Origin of the sequence: Glycomyces arizonensis DSM 44726, assembly GCF_000482705.1 — a bacterium.
Lineage (GTDB): Bacteria > Actinomycetota > Actinomycetes > Mycobacteriales > Micromonosporaceae > Glycomyces > Glycomyces arizonensis.
The window spans coordinates 1-17,235 of the sequence record NZ_AXWO01000008.1 but is presented as its reverse complement, the minus strand read 5'-3'; the positions used below and the strand labels follow the sequence as shown (position 1 = coordinate 17,235).

At 71.2% G+C, this 17,235-nt stretch carries 16 protein-coding genes and 1 pseudogene; 12 read left to right on the top strand and 5 right to left on the bottom strand.

Annotated elements, in window-relative coordinates; translation table 11 throughout:
* Positions 1–56: 56 nt before the first annotated feature.
* Positions 57–449, bottom strand: coding sequence for a peptide-methionine (R)-S-oxide reductase MsrB (msrB, locus tag H613_RS0109350; RefSeq protein WP_035737294.1), 393 nt, complete (start codon positions 447–449; stop codon positions 57–59).
* Positions 450–526: 77 nt separating this feature from the next.
* Here msrB and H613_RS25565 point away from each other — a divergent pair, with 77 nt between their 5' ends.
* The 7 genes from H613_RS25565 (at position 527) to H613_RS0109315 (ending at position 8,446) form a co-directional block, all read left to right on the top strand.
* A complete protein-coding gene (locus tag H613_RS25565) occupies positions 527–1,546 on the top strand; it encodes a lactonase family protein (RefSeq protein ID WP_169731977.1) in 1,020 nt (339 codons plus the stop codon).
* 74 nt (positions 1,547–1,620) lie between these two features.
* The gene (locus H613_RS25560) at positions 1,621–2,232 is read left to right on the top strand and encodes an acyl-CoA-like ligand-binding transcription factor (protein WP_051393158.1); all 612 of its coding nucleotides are present in this window, start codon (positions 1,621–1,623) and stop codon (positions 2,230–2,232) included.
* Positions 2,233–2,353: 121 nt separating this feature from the next.
* Positions 2,354–4,594, top strand: a complete 2,241-nt coding sequence (locus tag H613_RS0109335; RefSeq protein WP_026923584.1) for an MMPL family transporter — start codon at positions 2,354–2,356, stop codon at positions 4,592–4,594.
* A gap of 99 nt (positions 4,595–4,693) precedes the next feature.
* The gene (locus H613_RS29120) at positions 4,694–5,263 is read left to right on the top strand and encodes a DedA family protein (RefSeq protein WP_051393157.1); all 570 of its coding nucleotides are present in this window, start codon (positions 4,694–4,696) and stop codon (positions 5,261–5,263) included.
* Between the two features lie 106 nt (positions 5,264–5,369).
* Positions 5,370–7,076, top strand: a complete 1,707-nt coding sequence (locus H613_RS25550; RefSeq protein ID WP_051393156.1) for a DUF2264 domain-containing protein — start codon at positions 5,370–5,372, stop codon at positions 7,074–7,076.
* Between the two features lie 101 nt (positions 7,077–7,177).
* A complete protein-coding gene (gene sigJ, locus H613_RS0109320) occupies positions 7,178–8,077 on the top strand; it encodes an RNA polymerase sigma factor SigJ (protein WP_211234759.1) in 900 nt (299 codons plus the stop codon).
* 12 nt (positions 8,078–8,089) lie between these two features.
* Entirely contained in the window at positions 8,090–8,446 is a 357-nt protein-coding gene (locus H613_RS0109315) for a DoxX family protein (protein ID WP_026923582.1), read from the top strand.
* 2 nt (positions 8,447–8,448) lie between these two features.
* On the opposite strand, the gene H613_RS25545 is transcribed toward H613_RS0109315, so the two are convergent.
* Together H613_RS25545 and H613_RS25540 are read right to left on the bottom strand one after the other, a co-directional pair.
* Positions 8,449–9,372, bottom strand: a complete 924-nt coding sequence (locus H613_RS25545; protein WP_051393155.1) for an aminoglycoside phosphotransferase family protein — start codon at positions 9,370–9,372, stop codon at positions 8,449–8,451.
* 32 nt (positions 9,373–9,404) lie between these two features.
* Positions 9,405–10,076, bottom strand: coding sequence for a TetR/AcrR family transcriptional regulator (locus tag H613_RS25540; protein WP_051393154.1), 672 nt, complete (start codon positions 10,074–10,076; stop codon positions 9,405–9,407).
* Positions 10,077–10,147: 71 nt separating this feature from the next.
* Between H613_RS25540 and H613_RS0109300 the strand changes: the two genes are divergently transcribed.
* The 3 genes from H613_RS0109300 to H613_RS29115 all read left to right on the top strand — a co-directional run bounded on the left by H613_RS0109300 (position 10,148) and on the right by H613_RS29115 (position 13,365).
* Positions 10,148–11,599 (top strand): serine hydrolase domain-containing protein, encoded by a 1,452-nt coding sequence (locus tag H613_RS0109300; RefSeq protein ID WP_026923581.1) that lies wholly within the window; start codon positions 10,148–10,150, stop codon positions 11,597–11,599.
* Positions 11,600–11,730: 131 nt separating this feature from the next.
* Positions 11,731–12,573 carry a YwqG family protein gene (locus H613_RS0109295; RefSeq protein ID WP_026923580.1) on the top strand — a complete coding sequence of 281 codons (843 nt, stop codon included), beginning with the start codon at positions 11,731–11,733 and terminating at the stop codon, positions 12,571–12,573.
* A gap of 39 nt (positions 12,574–12,612) precedes the next feature.
* Positions 12,613–13,365 carry a maleylpyruvate isomerase family mycothiol-dependent enzyme gene (locus H613_RS29115; protein WP_051393152.1) on the top strand — a complete coding sequence of 251 codons (753 nt, stop codon included), beginning with the start codon at positions 12,613–12,615 and terminating at the stop codon, positions 13,363–13,365.
* 50 nt (positions 13,366–13,415) lie between these two features.
* On the opposite strand, the gene arfA is transcribed toward H613_RS29115, so the two are convergent.
* Positions 13,416–14,924 (bottom strand): arabinosylfuranosidase ArfA, encoded by a 1,509-nt coding sequence (gene arfA, locus H613_RS0109285; protein ID WP_026923579.1) that lies wholly within the window; start codon positions 14,922–14,924, stop codon positions 13,416–13,418.
* Positions 14,925–15,077: 153 nt separating this feature from the next.
* The gene (locus tag H613_RS0109280; RefSeq protein WP_026923578.1) at positions 15,078–16,085 is read right to left on the bottom strand and encodes a LacI family DNA-binding transcriptional regulator; all 1,008 of its coding nucleotides are present in this window, start codon (positions 16,083–16,085) and stop codon (positions 15,078–15,080) included.
* 255 nt (positions 16,086–16,340) lie between these two features.
* On the opposite strand from H613_RS0109280, the gene H613_RS25530 reads away from it, so the two are divergent.
* Complete coding sequence (locus tag H613_RS25530; RefSeq protein WP_051393151.1) at positions 16,341–16,700, top strand: L-rhamnose mutarotase; 360 nt, start codon at positions 16,341–16,343, stop codon at positions 16,698–16,700.
* Positions 16,697–17,235, top strand: a pseudogene (locus H613_RS0109270) (L-rhamnose isomerase); the annotation flags it as partial. The gene H613_RS25530 and the pseudogene H613_RS0109270, both read left to right, overlap by 4 nt.

Below are 17,235 nucleotides of genomic sequence, written 5' to 3'. Positions count from 1 at the left end.
CGGCCCTCTCTTCGCTTCGGGGGAAGGGGTCAGGGCCGAGCTTAGTAGGGGGCCGCTCAGGCCTGCTCGTCCGGCTCCAGCGTCAGGCTGATGGAGTTGATGCAGTACCGGGCGTCGTCGGGGTTGTCCCAGCCCTCGCCGTAGAAGACGTGGCCCAGGTGGGAGCCGCAGTTCGCGCAGCGCACCTCGGTGCGCTCCATGCCGAGGCTGCGGTCGGTGAGCAGTTCGACGCGGTCGCCTGCCATCGGCGTCCAGAAGGAGGGCCAGCCGCAGTGGGAGTCGAACTTGGTGCCCGAGGTGAACAGTTCGGCGCCGCAGGCCCGGCACCGGTAGACGCCCTTGCGTTTCTCGTCGACGTACTCGCCCGCCCAAGGCGCCTCGGTGCCGCCCTCGCGCAGCACCCGGTACTCCGCGTCGGTCAGCTTCTCGCGCCATTCGTCCGTGCCCATGCGCACCTCCTCGCTCTGCCGAGTGTAGGTCGCCGAGCGGCCCGGCGTCCGCTTCGCGGGACACTATGATGGGCCGAATGCGGTATCTCCTTGGCGATTACACCACTGAAGGCGGCCCGGGTCTGGTGGTCGCCGGGCCCGACGGACTGGCCGAGGCGGCCGCGGTCGCGAACCCGTCATGGGTGGCGACCGGGGGCCCGGACGGCGTCGTCTACACGGTGAGCGAGACCGAGCCGGGCTTCGCCTCGGCCTGGCGGATCGGGGAGACGTTCGTCCCCGAGGAGGTCGGGACGGCGCAGGCCACCGGCGGGGACAGCCCGTGCCACGCGGTCGTGCACCCCTCGGGGAAGTGGCTGCTGGTGGCGAACTACGGGAGCGGTTCGGTGGCGGCGCTGCCGATCGGCGCCGACGGTGCGCTCGACGCCCCCGACGACATCTACGAGCTGGTCGGCTCGGGTCCCGATCCGGACCGCCAGGCCGGTCCGCACGCGCATCAGGTCGTCTGCCGCTCGGGCCACGTCCTCGTGGTGGACCTCGGCTCGGACCGCATCCACGCCTTCGCGTTGAGCGCGGCCGGGCGGTTCGAGGCGGTCGCGTCGACGGCGTTCGAGCCCGGTTTCGGGCCGCGGCACCTGGCGTTCGTCGGCGACCGGGCGGTCATCGCCGGTGAGCTGGCCAACGCCGTCGTCGTCGGCGACTTCGACGCCGCCTCGGGGACGTTCGCGCTCGGCCCGGCCCTGCCGCTGCCGGGCACCGACACCGCGGACCTGGCGGCGATGCCGGACATCGGTCTGCCCGAGGACGCCCCGCGCCCCTATCCCGGCGCGGTGGTGGCCGACGCCGAGCGCGGCCTGGCCTATGTCACCGTCCGCGGCACCGACCAGGTCGCCGTCGTCGATCCGTCCCGCCCTGCGCTGGTGCGGTCGATTCCGGCCGGGGGCTCGTGGCCTCGGGACGCGGTGCTGTGCGCGGACGGGTCGCTGCTGGTGGCGTGCCAGTTCGGCGGGGTCGTCACCCGCGTCGATCCGAGCGGTGCGGAGCCGACGGCACGGGTGTGGGACTGCCCGGGCGCCGCGTGCGTGACACCTCTCACCTAGAAAACTTGCACTTTCTGCAAAATTTCCTTGAGTGAATCTTGTAAACGGCGGCAACGGCGGTTAGCGTTGCCGTCATGGCCGATCAGACCGGGCTCCGCGAACGCAAGAAGGCCGCCACCAAGGCGGCCCTCAGCCAAGCGACCCTGCGGCTGTCGGTCGAGAAGGGCGGCATCGACGCGGTCATCGCCGACGACATCGCCGCCGCGGCCGGGGTCTCCACCCGCACCTTCCACAACTACTTCCCGAGCAAGGAAGCCGCGCTCCTCTACGACTTCAACGAGCTCGTCGCGCAGATGATCGGCGCCCTGCGCGAGCGCGTCCGCGACCGGCCCGTGTGGGACGCCCTGCGCGACGCCTGCATCAGCATGCGGATCGACGAGCGCTTCGACCTCGAACTGCTGCAGTGCAGGGAGCAGCTCATCCACGGCTCGCCGTCCCTGATCTCCTACCAGGCGACCCAGTTCGTCGCGTTCTTCACGGAGGCCCTCGGCATCGTCGCCGAGGCCACCGGCAGCGACGAGGACGACATGTACCCGCGGCTGGTCCTCGGCGCGGCCCTGCTCTCCATGAAGGTCGCCAACGAGCACTGGCTCGCCCACCCCGACCGGCCGCTCGACGAAGTGATCGCCGAGGCGTTCGCGAACTTCGAGACCGGCCTCGCCAGACCGCACGACCACGCCCCATAGGCGAAACACCAGGAAACCCGCCGCCAACGACGTCGGCGAAGAACACCACTCATCCGGCCCCGCCGCCACACCCGAACACCAGGCGGGGTCGGATATCCGACCGTGAACGGAGCACCCGCCAATGGCCACCTTCCTCTACCGCCTCGGCAGAGGATCCCTCAGACTGCGATGGCTCGTCCTCGCCCTGTGGGTCCTCATCATCGCCGGGGTCGCCACCGCCGCCTCCACCCTCCAAGAGGAGACCAACCCCTCGATGGAGCTGCCCGGCACCGAATCCCAGGAGGCCTTCGACCTGCTCGAAGAGCGCTTCCCGGCGATGGACGCCGACGGCGCCTCCGCACAGCTGGTCTTCCAGTCCGAGAACGGCGAGCCGCTGAGCGACGAGTCCAACCGGGCCGTCGTCGACGAGGCGGTCGCGGCGATGCAGGACTCGCCGCAGATCGCCTCCGTGACCAGCCCGTTCGCCACCGACGAGCAGGGCAACCCGGTCGGCATGCTCGCCGAGGACGAGACCATCGGCGTCGTCCAGGTCTCCTACACCGAGACGGCGATGCAGCTCGACGAGGGCACCACCGAGTATCTCAAGGACGCCGTCGAAGACGCGCGCGACGCCGGGATCACCGTGGAGATCGGCGGCGACGCCCTCCAGGAGATCCCGATCGGCGGCCTCACCGAGCTCATCGGCATCGCCGTCGCCCTGCTGGTCCTCGTCGTCACCTTCGGCGCGCTCATCGCCGCCGGGCTGCCGATCGTCACCGCCGTGCTCGGCGTCGCCCTCACGACCGCGGGCATCATGGCCGCGACCTCGTTCATGAACGTCTCCGATGACACCGGCACCCTGGCGACCATGATCGGCCTGGCCGTCGGCATCGACTACGCCCTGTTCATCCTCTCGCGCTACCGCAGCGAACTGGCCGCCGACGGCCGGATCGAGGACAAGCGGGCGCGCGCCGAGGCCATGGGCCGGGCGGTGGGCACCGCCGGCACCGCCGTGTTCTTCGCGGGCCTGACCGTCATCATCGCCCTGCTGGGCCTGTCGGTGGTCAACATCCCGTTCCTGACCGAGATGGCCGCCGCCGCGGCCGTCACCGTGCTCATCGCCGTGGTCATCGCCGTCACGCTGCTGCCGGCCCTGGCCGGCTTCGCGGGCAAGCGCGTCTTCACCGGCCGCCAGAGGCGCCGCATCGCCGAGGGCCGCCACGACGAGAAGCCGTCCGGCGGGCGCCGCTGGGGCGGCTTCGTCACCCGCCACCCGATCATGGTCGGCCTGGTGGGCGTCATCGGCCTCGGCGCGATCGCCATCCCGTCGGCCGACCTGGAGCTGGGCCTGCCCGACGCCGGGTCGTTCTCCGAGGAGAACACCGCGCGGCGCGCCTACGACCTCATCAGCGACGGCTTCGGCCCCGGCTTCAACGGCCAGATGATGATCGTCGGCGACCTCGCCGAGGGCACCGACCCGATGGCGGCCGCCCAGCAGGTCACCGCCGAGCTCGGCGAGATCGACGGCATCGCCGTGGTCGGGCGGGCCGTGCCCAACGAGGCGGGCGACACCGTCCTGGTCACCGTCATCCCCGAGACCGCCCCCGCCGCCGAGACGACCAACCAGCTCGTCCACGACATCCGCGACGTCCTGGCGGACGACGAGGGCGCCGACTGGGCGGTCACCGGCCAGACGGCGATCAACATCGACATCTCCGACGGCCTCAACGCCGCCCTGATCCCCTACCTGCTGGTCGTGGTCGGCCTGGCGGCGCTGATCCTGCTGCTGGTGTTCCGTTCGCTACTGGTGCCGCTGCTCGCCACGCTCGGGTTCACGCTCAGCGTCTTCGCCTCCCTCGGCGCGCTGGTCGCGGTCTTCCAGTGGGGCTGGATGGGCGACCTGTTCGGCGTCGAGCAGCCCGGGCCGATCATGTCGATGATGCCGATCATGATGATCGGCATGGTCTTCGGCCTGGCGATGGACTACCAGATCTTCCTGTTCACCAGGGTGCGCGAGGCCTACGTCCACGGGGCCGACCCCAAGGCCGCGATCCAGGAGGGCTATGCGCACTCCTCGCGCGTGGTCGTCGCCGCCGCACTCATCATGATCAGCGTGTTCGCCGCGTTCATCCTCAGCACCGAGGTGTTCATCGCCGCCATGGGCTTCGGCCTGGCCGCGGCGGTCGCCTTCGACGCGTTCGTGGTGCGCATGGCGATCATCCCGTCGCTCATGTCGATCCTCGGCCGCGCCGGCTGGTGGATCCCGAAGTGGCTGGACCGGATCCTGCCGAACGTCGATGTCGAAGGCGAGAAGCTGCAGCGGCACCTCGCCGAGACCCGGGCCGAGACCGGCGAGCGCGAGCTCGTCGGCGCGGCCAAGTAGCGGCGCGGGGCGGGGGCCGCCAGCCAAATTTACGGCTCGCAAGCGTCGCCAAGACGCGGCCCCCGCCCCACCGTCTCGACAAGTGCATACGAGTCGAATATGACGTTCGCCGTGCCTCTTGCGGCCATGCTGCTGGCCGCACTGATCATCGCCGATTTCTTCGTGCCCATGCTCCCGGGCGCCACCACGATCGCCGCGGTGGCCGGATTCCTGCTCGGGAGTCCCGTCTTGATCGCGGGACTCGTCCTGTGCGCGGCCGGGGCCTCGTGGCTGGGCGACGTCCTCGGTTTCCGGGTGATGCGGCTGGCCAGGTCCAGGTGGCGCCGGCCGTTCTTCGGATCGGCGAAGGTCGCCGCCCTGGAGACCCGCTTCAGCGCCACCCTCCTGCGCCATCCGAAGGCGACCACCTTGATCGCCAGGTTCCTCCCGGCCGGGCGCACGGCCCTGGCCTGGGCGGCCACGGCCGTCCCGACCTACCGGCACGGCCGCATGGCGGCGCTGGCGGGCCTCATCTGGGCCTGCTACCTCGTCGGCATGGGCCTGGCGTTCGGCTGGATCTTCGGACCCGGCATGCTGTCGGTGGGCACGACCATCACCACGATCGTCGCCGGAAGCGTCGTCCTGGGCTGGTGGTTCAAGGGCCGACCGGCCGAGCGGCCCGCGCCGTGACCACTGCGCCCTGACCACCGAGGGGCGGGCCTCGCGCCCGCCCCTCCCGCACGGGAGCAGCGGCTCGCCACCGCCTCGGGTAACGTTTGCCAACGTGACCTCCCCAATGCGAATTCACGGACCGCTGGAGCAGACCCACGCCGGTTGGAGCGCCGCGGCGCTGGCGATCGGGCGGCCCGCGGTCGACCTGTCCGCACGCGGCCCCGAGCTGATGCCGGTGACGATGTCGAACCACTCCCACCAGGAGAACTGGTTCGAGCTGCTCACCAGGCCGCTGTGGGGGCTCGCGCCCGCGAAGGACGATGTCCCCGACGACGTCTGGGCCGCGCTCGCCGCCACCCTCGCCAGAGCCCTCGACCCCGACGACGCGTGGTACATCGGCGACATCGACGCCACCAACCAGCGCTGCGTCGAGGCCGCCGCCGTCGGCTGGGGCCTCGCGCTCGCCCCCGAAAAGCTCTGGGAGCCCTTGGACCCCAAAGCGAAGGACAAGGTCGCCTCCTGGCTCTCCAAGGCGCACACCACGCCGGTAGTGGACACGAACTGGCACTACTTCCCGGTCTTCGCCGGGCACGGGCTCGACCGGATCGGGATCGAACGCGACCGGTCGGTCGCCGAGGCGCACCTGGAACGGGTGGGGGAGTTCCTCCTCGGCGACTCGGCGTTCGAGGACGGCCCCGGCGGCCGCGTCGACTACTACAACCCCTTCGCCTTCCACACCTACGCCCTCCTGCACTACAAGCTGTGCGGCGACGACCGCTACGTCGAGGTCGCCTCCCGCTTCGCCCGCAGGTTCCGCTCCTGGTTCGCCGCCGACGGATCGGCCGTGCCCTACGGCCGCAGCCTCGGCTACCGGTTCGCTCAAGGCTCGCTGTGGGGCGCCCTGGCCGCGGCGAACGTCGAGGCCGTCCCCTGGGGCGAGGCCGCCGGCTTCGCCCGCCGCCACCTCGCATGGTGGTGGGACAAGCCGATCCTCGATCCGGAGGGGCGCCTGACGGTCGGCTACGGCTACCCGAACGACGCGCTGGTCGAGCAGTACCTGACCGCCGGGTCGCCGTGGTGGGCCATGAAGATCTTCACCGGTCTGCTCGCCGAGCCCTCGCACCCGTTCTGGGCCGAGGCCGCGGCCGAGCCCGGACCGGTCGTCGAACCGCACAAGGCCGCCCGCGCCGTCCACGTCCGCGACACCGGCGGAAACGTCATCCGGCTCAACGGCCAGGCCGAATCGCCCAAGTTCCGCGGCGGCCAGGAGACGTACGGGAAGTTCGCCTACTCGACGCTGGCCGGGTTCTCGCACTACGCGCCCGGCACCGGCCTCGAGAGCGCCGTGCCCGACGGGGCGCTCATGCTCTCCGAGGACGGCCTCCACTGGCGCGGCCGCGAGAGCTCCGATGAAGGCGTCATCGACGAGAACGGCGTCCTGACCGTCACCTGGCAGCCCTGGGAGGACGTGTCGGTGACGACCTCGCTGGAGGCGGCGACGGACGGCTGGCACGCCCGCGTCCACGTCATCGAGACCGAGCGGACCCTGTTCACCGGCGAGGGCGGCTGGTGCGTCCCCGGATCGCACAGCGAGACCGAGTCCGGCGAGGGCCGCGTGGCCGTGACCGCGCAGGGCCTGCGCAGCGAGATCATCGACGGCGGCGCGGGCCGCGAGGCCGCCGTGATCCGCCCGCGGGAGGGCACGCACCTGTACTGGCCGATGACGGCGCTGCCGGTGCTCAGAGGCGTCCTCGAACCGGGACACCACGTCCTGAAATCACTGATATATATCGGACAAGAGTTATTGGCGTACCTTCGCGGCACCGGCTGAATTGAGAGACCGGCCACAATTCATCGATCGGGTGTCACATCGGCGCCGCCGAGGCCCTCTCAGTTCGGCGACCATCGAAACCGTCGATCCAGGAGGTCCCAGTGGCACCCGATGCAACGCACCTGTCGGCGACCGACGTGTTCACCGAGCACCGCGAGCTGCTGTTCGCGATCGTCTACGGCATGCTCGGCACCGTCGCCGACACCGAGGACGTGCTCCAGGAGTCCTGGCTGTCGTGGGAGGCCCGCTCGCGAGGCGAGCCGATCGATCACCCGCGCGCCTACCTCGTGCGCGTCGCCGTCAACGCCGCGATCGCGCGGCAGCGCACGATCAGGCGCCGCCGCGAGACCTACATCGGCCCCTGGCTCCCCGAACCGCTGGCGACACCGCCCGACGCGCAGACCGAGGGCGCCGAGCGGGCGCTCAGGTCCGAGTCGGTCTCCATGGCGCTGCTGGTCGTGCTGGAGTCCTTGACGCCCGCCGAGCGCGCCGTGTTCGTGCTCGGCGAGGTCTTCGGCTACGGGACGGGCGAGATCGCCGAAATACTTGAGCGGACGCCGGCCGCGGTCCGCCAGCTGGCCCACCGCGCCCGCTCGCACGTCCATTCCAGGCGCCCGCGCTACCGGGTCGACCCGCGGGTCCACCGCGAGGTCACCGAGCGGTTCATGACCGCCGTCCGCGGCGGCGACGTGGAGTCGCTGCTGCGACTGCTCTCGCCGGAGGTGACGCTGACGTGCGACGGCGGCGGCAAGGCCCCGGCGGCCGGGCCCCGGCCGGTCCGCGGCCCCGAGCGCGTCGCGGCCCTGCTGGTCGACCGCACGTTCCGGCGTGCCCAGGGCCTCGAAGTGGACTACCGGACCGTGAACGGCGTCCCGGCGGCGCTGCTGGTGCGCGAGGGGGACGTCTTCGGCGTCCTCCTGCTCGACCTGGACGCCGAGGGCGGCCGGGTGCGGGACGTCTACGCCGTGACCAACCCCGCCAAGCTCGCGCATCTGCGTTGATCGGGAGGCCCGATGTCCACGTTCTTCATCGTCATCGCGGCACTCGCCGCCGTCTTCAACCTCGGCTCGGGCATCGGCTCGATGGCGCGGCTGAAGGTCATCTATCCGCTGCTGGACGGCGTGCGGGTCCCGCGCTCGTGGCTGGTCTTCCCCATCGGGGTGCTCAAGGCCGCCGGAGGCCTCGGCCTCGCCGCCGGGCTGCTGGGCGCGGAATCGATCGGGACGGCCGCCGCAGTCGGCCTGGTGCTGTTCTGGGTCTGCGCGCTCTACACTCACGCCCTGGCGAACTTCTGGCCGAAGGAGACATTCCTGGCCGGAGCGTTCCTCGCTCTGGCGGTCGGGACGCTCTCGCTGGACCTGCTGGTGTGAGTTCACAGGAGCCGGGCGGCGACGCCGAGCTTCTGGTGTCCCCAGTCGAGGCCGTGCTCGAGGACGTAGAGGCCGGTCGCGACCCGCTCCACGAACCCCCATTCCCAGATCGCGTCGGGGTCGGCGCCGCTGTGCTCGGCGAGCAGGGCGCAGTAGCGGCGCGCCAGTGACGGCGCGTCGCCGCCCGAGAGTTCGGCGTCCCAGTCGCGCAGGACGACGCCGAGGTCGTAGGCCGGTTCGGCGGCGAAGCCGTCGGGGTCGATGAACACGAACCCGGATGGGGCTCCGGGCCGGGCGGAGGGGACCCGCATGGCGTTGGCGGCGTGCGGGTCGCCGTGGACGTGCACGCAGCGGTCCTCGTGGTGCGCCGCGGCTCGGCGGTCGGCGAGGCGCCTGGCGTGGTCGGCGACGGCTACGGGGCAGGGCCGGTCGAGTTCCCGCCAGAGCCGTTCGATGAGCTCGGCCAGCGCGTGGGCCTTCTGCCGGCCGTCGTACGGCGCGGTGTCAATCGGCAGTGTCCATGCCTCCTTGAGCGTCGCGCACAAGGTCGCGAGCATGCGCTCGACTGGCCAGCCGTGGTCGTCGAGGGCGGGGCCGAGCGCTTCCATGAGCATCGCGTCTCGGGGCGGATCGGCGGCGAGGAGCTGTACGTAGCCTCGGCCTTCGGCCCGTTCGATCGCGGCGCCGTGCCAGGTGCGCCACGGCATCGGCATGGCGACTTTCAGGACGGCGTCCTGGCCGTCGGCGGTCGTCGCGGGGGCCACGTAGCCTTCGTTGGCTCCGGGGAACGCCGGTCCGAGGGTGATCGACCACCGTTCGGCGAGTGCGGCGACGATGCCTTCCAGCTCGTCGAGCCAGCGTGTGCCGGCCTCGCCGAGCAGCTCTGCTCGGGTGCGGGCGGTGGGGGAGAGGTCGAGGGCGCTCATGGGCCGATCCTGCTGCCCGTAGGGGAATCGGGTCAATCGGTTTTGACCGGGTCGGTCCAGTCGGGGTCGTGGTGGTGGCATTCGCCGGTGAAGACGCCCGTCAGGCTCTCTTGGAGGAGGTCTGCGGCGGCGGTGGGGAGCGGGTGGGCGTTGACGGTCTGCTCGGGTTCGCGGTAGAGCTGATCGGCCAGGCCTTCGACCAGCGCGGAGAGTCGGACCGCGGCGCGGTCGGCGTCGGTGTCCGGTTCGACTTCGCCGCAGTGCTTGCCGTTGTTCACCGCCCGGGCGATCTGGGCGCGCACCATCGCGGCGGTCTCCTTTGCGACCGCGGCGACGGTCGGGCTGTCGAGCGAGCGGGCGTGGAAGGCGCGGCCGATGCGGTATTCGGCGCGGCGCCGGTCGTCGAGCGGCCACAGCTCCTGGAGTCCGGTCAGCATGATCGCTGCGATCGTCCGCTGCGCGGCCTCGCCCTCGGCCACGAGTTTCATGATGCGTTCGAGTTGGCCTTCGGTCGTCCGTCGGTACACGAACAGCAGCAGCTCGTCTTTGGACTGGAAGTAGTGCTGCACGAGGCCGACGGAGAACCCGGCCTCGCGTGCGACGGCGGCCATGGTCGCCGCGTCGAGTCCGGCGTGGGCGATGAGGCGGTGCGCGGCGTCGGCGATCTGGGCGCGGCGGAGGTCGTGGTCTGCGGTCCTTGGCACCCGATAATCATATACGTGTATGGTTATCGCGAAACCATATGACCGTACGATTATCTCCACCCGGAGCACCCATGCACCACACCCTCGCCGCCGCACTGGCAGCGGCCCTGGCCACCGGCGCCCCCACGCCGCCCGCGCAACTCCCGACCGACTACGCCGAGCTCGACGCGTTCGTGGAACGCCGACTCGAAGACACCCAGGTGCCCGGAGCCGCCTGGGCGATCGTCTCCTCCGACGGCATCGAGCACACCGGGCTGCACGGACTGGACGGCGACGGCGAACCGGTCACCGAGGCCACCCCGTTCCTGTGGGGCTCGGTCGCCAAACCCGTCACCGCCACCGCCGTCATGACCCTCGTCGAGGACGGCGCGATCGACCTCGACGAGCCGGTCACCGCCTACCTGCCGGACTTCCGCCTCGCCGACGAGGACCGCTCGGACCGGATCACCGTCCGCCACCTGCTGGAGCAGACCAGCGGCATCCCCGAGGGCACCGGCATCACCGACCGCTTCGGCGAGCGCGAAGACCCCTACGGCGAGGCCGTCGCCGACCTCGCGGGCGCCGAGCCCCTCGCCGAACCGGGAGAGGCGTTCGAATACGCCAGCGCCAACTACCTCGTCCTCGGCGCCGTGGTCGAGGCCGTCAGCGGCGAGCCCTACGCCGCATACCTGCGCGAGGCCGTCCTCGACCCGCTCGGCATGGACGGCGCCGTCGCCACCGCCGACGACGCCGAGTCGCTCCCGGACGGCCACACCTACGCCTTCGGGCGCTCGGTCGCCCTCGATGCCCGGTTCGACCCGACCGGGCCGAGCTACGGCTATCTCGGCGGCACGGTCACCGACCTCGGCCGCTTCGCCATGGCGCACCTCGGCGGCGGCGCGCCCGTGCTGGAGGCGGCCTCGGTCGAGCGGATGCACACCGGTGCGGCGGCGATCTCCGAGACCAGCTCCTATGGACTCGGCTGGTACGTCAATTCGCGCCACGACGGCCTGGACACCCCGACGGTCTGGCACGTCGGTGCCACCCCCGGCTACAGCGCCAGCGTGATCCTGCTGCCCGAGCTCGACCGGGCGCTGGTGATGGTCCAGAACGCCTACGGCTACTTCCAGGACGGCCCCTTGGTCGGCACCATGTTCGACGCGGCCCGCCTCCTCGCGGGAGGCGAGCCCGGTGCGGCGCCGCCTGACTCGACCTACCCGCTGCTGCTCGGCGCACTGACCGCGGCCGTCCTGGCCGCCGCGGCGATCACGGTGTGGACGGTGCGGCGCCTCCGCAGGGGCGGCTGGCGCCCGGCGTCGAGGCGGCGGGTCGCGATCGGCATGGCCGCCTGGCTCATCGGCATGACCGGCGTCGCCTACGCCGCGATCGCGGTGCCGCTGTCGGCCGCGCCGAGCGCCGTCCTGGTGGCGCTCCTCGCCCCCGATGTGGCCGGGCTGCTGGCGGCGGTCGTGGTGGGCGCGATCGCGGTCGCGGTGGTGCGCACCTGGGCCGGAGTGCTCCGGCTGCGGCGCACGCCCGACTGAGGCCCGTCGGTTCGCGGGATCGCGCGGGAATGCGGTCGCGCAACGCGAAACCGGGGCAAGGCGACACGGGCGAGGCCGGGAAGCGTCCCTGGCGGCACACCGGCCTCGCCGCGTTGCGCTACGGTGCCCAGATGACGGATACTCAGGAGCTCTCCGCGCTGGCCGACCAGCACCTGCCGCCCGATGTGGCCGCGCGGTGGAAGAGCCTGCTCCAGCCGGCGGTCCAGTTCGACTGGGCCGCCGGGAGCGATCCCGTTGCGGCGCAACTGGGCGGCGATCCCGAGCTGCCCGTCGGCCACGCCTGGCCCGAGTGGGACGGGCACGGCCCGCTGACGTTCATCGCCGCGTTCGAATGCGCCGGGCTCCGCGTTCCCGGCCTGCCCCTGCCCGAGGACGGGCGGCTGCTGTTCTTCTACTTCGACGGGCAGGTCGAGGGCGCCGCCGTCGGGGCCCTGTCGCCCGGCACCCAGGGCGGCGCCCGCGTCCTCTACCTCCCGCCGGGCTCGCCGGTCGAGGCGCGCCAGGCCCCGGCCCCGATCAAGCCCTATCCGCGGCAGATGCTGCGCGCCGGGGCGGTCACCACCGCGCCCGAGCCCGACAGCGCCCGCATCGCCGCCGCCTTCGGCGACCGGGCCGCCCGCGGCACCGGCCACCCGCTCGATGCCGACGCGTTCACCGAGGCGGTCTACGAGGAGCTGTCCGTCAGCGTCTGCCACCAGGTCGGCGGGTTCCCCCTGTCGGTGCAGTGGCCGGTGGAGTACGAGGCGGCCGCGGCGGCGGGGGAGCTCCCCGGTGCGGCCGAGCGGCCCGAGTACGCCGAGGCCGACCGGTGGCTCCTGCTCGCCCAGATCGACTCCGACGACGCCTCCAGCATGATGTGGGGCGAGTCGGGCACGCTCTACTGGCTCGTCCAAGAACCCGACCTTGCCGCCCGGCGCTTCGATCGGGCCGTCTTCACCTGGCAGTGCGCCTGAACGGCCTCCGTGTGGCACCGGTGTGGAAGGATCGCGGGCATGGAATTCACCGCCCTCAAACACCACCTCATCGACGAGTCCGCCCGGCTCAAGGCGGCCGTCGCCCAGGCCGGTCCGGCCGCTCCGGTTCCCACTTGCCCTGAGTGGACCGCCGCTGACCTGCTCGACCACGTCACCGAGGTCTTCGACGACAAGATCCAGTGCATGCGGCTGCTGCGCGCGCCGACCGAGGCCGAGGTGCTCTCCCGCAAGGGCAGTCCCAGCGAGCGGTTCGACGCCGCCTTGGCCGAGCTGCTCACCGAGTTCGACGACCGCGGCCCCGAGAGCCTGGCCTTCACCTGGTACGGGCCCGATCAGACCGTCGGGTACTGGATCCGCCGCATGGCCTGCGAGACGCTCGTGCACCGCGCCGACGCCGAGCTGGCCGCGGGGGAGGCGATCGGCTCGGTCGATGCGGCGTTCGGCCTCGACGCCGTCGACGAGATGCTCGTGATCATGCTCGCCTGGGGCAGCCGGGCCTACCGCCAGTGGGTCGCCGAGAACCTCAAGGTCCACGACGGACTCGTCGTCGCCGTCGACGCCGGGGAGCGGTCCTGGACGGTGCGGGTCACCCTTGAGGGCATCGATCTGGCCGAGGGCATCGCCGATGACGCCCAGGCGGTGGTCTCGGGGACGCCGGGGGAGATCGCCATGTGGCTGTGGCGTCGCCTCCCGGTCGACGCGGTGGCCGTCCGCGGCGATCGCGTGAAGGCCGAAGCGCTCTACGACCTGGTCGGGCAGTTCGCGCAGTAGACGAGTCGGGCCCGGGCGTCTTCCGCCCGGGCCCGTTCGCATCGGAGTGTCTACTTCGGTTGGATGCGGATCGTGTTCCAGCTCATCGCGGGCAGCTCGACGGTGACCTTGCCGTCGGTGACCTGGACGGTCTTGTTCTCCTGCGGGGTCACGCGGGTCTGGTCGTCGAGGGTGTTCTTCGCGTTCGGGTCCGCGTCGGTCAGCGTCGAGCACGTCACCTCGCCGATGCCGGCCGCGGTGCCGGCGTCGACCTCGAGCGTCATCGGCGTCTCCAAGTCGCGGTTGACCGCGAACACGGTCACCGAGCCGTCCTCGTTCGCCACGGCCACCGAGTGCAGCGCCTCGACCGGGCCGAACTTCACGGTGTCGAACGACGGCGAGGCGGCATTGGTCCGCAGCACCTTGCCGCGCCCGTGCCTGCTGGCCTCGGCGAACGGGAAGAACGTCGTCTGGCGCCAGGCCGGGCCGCCCGGCTCGGTCATGATCGGGCCGATGACGTTGACCAGCTGCGCCAGGCACGCGGCCGTCACGCGGTCGCTGCGGCGCAGCAGCGTGATCAGCAGCGAGCCGAACACGACCGCGTCCATCGCCGAGTAGTGGTCCTCGAGCTGGCGCGGGGCCTCGGCCCACGGTTCGTGCGGTTCGCCCTCGGCGCTCTGGTACCACACGTTCCACTCGTCGAACGAGATGTTGATCTTCTTGTCGCTCTTGAGGCGGGCGCCGACCGAGTCGGCGGTGGCGATGACGCCGTCGATGAACAGCTCCATGTCCTGGGCGCTGGCCATGAAGCTCGTGAAGTCGCCGTCGAGGGGGTGGTAGTAGGCGTGCGCCGAGATGTAGTCGACCGACTCGTAGGAGCTGGCGAGGACCTCGGCCTCCCAGGCGCCGAAGGTGGGCATGGCACGGCTGGAGGAGCCGCAGGCGACCAGGTCGAGGCCTGAGTCGATCATGCGCATGGCGCGGGCGGTCTGGTCGGCGACGCGCCCGTACTCGGCGGCGGTCCGCTGGCCGATCTGCCAGGGGCCGTCCATCTCGTTGCCCAGGCACCACAGCTTGATGCCGTAGGGTTCCTCGTCGCCGTGGGAGCGGCGCAGGTCCGACCAGTAGGTGCCGCCGGGGTGGTTGGCGTACTCGAGCAGGTCGAGCGCCTCCTGGACGCCTCTGGTGCCGAGGTTGACGGCCATGTTCGGCTCGACGCCGACGGTGCGGCAGAACTTCATGAACTCGCCGAGGCCGAACTGGTTGGTCTCGGTGACCCGCCAGGCCAGGTCGAGGCGGCGGGGCCGGTCCTCCTTGGGGCCGACGCCGTCCTCCCACCGGTAGCCGGAGACGAAGTTGCCGCCCGGGTAGCGGATCATGGTCGGGCCGAGCTCGGCGACCAGGTCGAGGACGTCGCCCCGCAGGCCGTCGGCGTTCGCGGTGGGGTGGCCGGGTTCGTAGATGCCGGTGTAGACGCAGCGGCCCAGGTGTTCGACGAAGGAGCCGAACAGCCGGTCGGGGACCTCGGCGACGGTGAAGCGGGGATCGAATTCGATGCGTGCTCGGTGGTGCTCGGCCATGGCTGCCTCTCGGGGACGACCGTGTCGGTCACGGTGCTGGTACGGACGCGGTTATCAGGCGAGGGCGCCGCGAGGGCCGGTCGCGACCCGGAGGCGGCACCTTCAGCAGGGTGTCTTCAACACAGTACTTTACCGATAAATACCGGCGTCATCCTACAGCTCGACGTCCGTCGACGCACGCGCCACCAGCTCGGGCTGGAAGACCACGTTGCGGTGCGTGTGGCCCTTGCCCTCGGCGATCTCCTCGAACAGCAGCTGCGCGGCGGTGCGTCCCAACTGCGCCCGCGGCTGGCGGACCGAGGAGAGCGGCACGGCCGCCGCGGCGGCGAAGTCGATGTCGTCGTAGCCGACGATCGCGCACTCCTCGGGCACCTTGACCCCGTGCATCGTCAGCCCCTGCAGCGCCCCCAGCGCCACCAGGTCGTTGGCGCAGAAGACCGCCGTGGGCGGGCTGGGCAGCCGCAGCATCTGCTCCACGGCCTGGCGCCCGCCCGCGACGTTCAGGCTCACCGACGTGAACGCCTCCAAGCGCGCCCCGGCCTCCTCGCAGACCTCCCGGCACCCGGCCAGGCGGTCGGAGACCTGCGAGATCGACAGCGGACCGCCGATGTAGGCGATCGAGGTGTGCCCGCGCTCGACCAGGTGCCGGGCCGCCAGGCGGCCGCCGTGGACGTCGTCGACCGCCACCGAGCAGTGCGGGTGGAGCCCGGCCCCGCGGTCGACCAGCACCACCGGTATGTCGTGGTCGGTCAGCCGCTCCAGCCGCTCGGTCGAGGAGTCGTCGACCGGCGTGATGAGCAGGCCCAGGACCCGCTGCTCCTCGAGGATCTCCAGCTGGCGCTGCTCGCGGCGCACGTCCTCGCCGGAGTCGCAGACGGTGACCACGCCGCCGGCCGAGTCGACCAGCGGCTCGGCCCCGCGCACCACGTCGGTGAAGAAGGGGTTGGCGACGTCCAGGACCACGATCGCGACGTTGCGGCTGCGACCGGCCCGCAGCTGGCGGGCCGAGTCGTTGCGGACGTACCCGAGCTTGGCGATGGCGGCCTGCACGCGCCGCTTGGTCTCCTCGGCCACCGCTTCGGGACGGTTGAGCACGTTGGAGACCGTGCCGACCGAGACGCCCGCCGCCCGCGCGACGTCTTTCATGCTGCTAGTGGTCATTGTCACCTCATGGAGTGTATCGAGGGGGCGCTGCGGCGGCCTCGGTCCGTGCCGGCGTGCCGGGACGCCGGCGTTGAAACGACTCAAGCGGGATCGAGGGCTTGAGGAATCATATCGCGGGTCCGTCACAGAATTGACGCCGGACAGGCCTTGACAGCGCTGGCCAGCGCGTTTTATGTTAACGGGACCCCCACGTGAAACGATTCAATCATTCCGATGTAATAATCGTGACCACGACCTCAAGGAGGTACCCCCGTGACACAACGAGTGTGTTTCACCCTTCGCGTGCGCCGCGACCGGATCGCCGAGTACCGCGAACGGCACGCCGCCGTATGGCCCGACATGCTCCGTGCCCTGGCCGACACCGGCTGGGGCAACTATTCGATCTTCATGTCCGACGACGGACTCGTCATCGGCTATCTCGAGACCGAGGACTTCGACGCCGCCAAGGCCGCCATGGCCGAGCGCGACGTCAACACCCGCTGGCAGACCGAGATGGCCCCCTTCTTCGAAGGCACCGACGGAGCCCACGCCGACGAGTCGTTCAACGTGCTCACGGAGGTCTTCAACCTTGAGGACCAACTGGCGGCGGCAGAGGCTAAGGAGCCGAAATGAGTGACACAGTCGCGTATGCGAAGCGGGTGTTGGCGAGTCAGAGCATCGAGTTGCCGTCGTGGGCGTTCGGGAATTCGGGGACGCGGTTCAAGGTGTTCGCCCAGCAGGGCGTGCCGCGCGACCCGTACGAGAAGCTCGCCGACGCGGCGCAGGTGCATCGGTTCACCGGCGCGGCGGGCTCGGTCGCGCTGCACATCCCGTGGGACAAGACCGAGGACTACGCGCGCCTGGCGGCTCATGCGGCCGATTTGGGCGTGCGGATCGGGACGATCAACTCCAACACGTTCCAAGACGACGACTACATGCTCGGCAGCGTCTGCCATCCCGATCCCGGCATCAGGCGCAAGGCCACCGACCACCTGCTCGAATGCGTCGACATCATGGACGCGACCGGGTCGGACTCGCTCAAGCTGTGGTTCGCCGACGGCACCAACTACCCCGGGCAGGACTCGATCGCGGCCCGCCAGGACCGCCTCGCCGAGGTCCTGGCCGAGGTGTACGCGCGGCTGGGCGCTGACCAGCGGCTGCTGCTGGA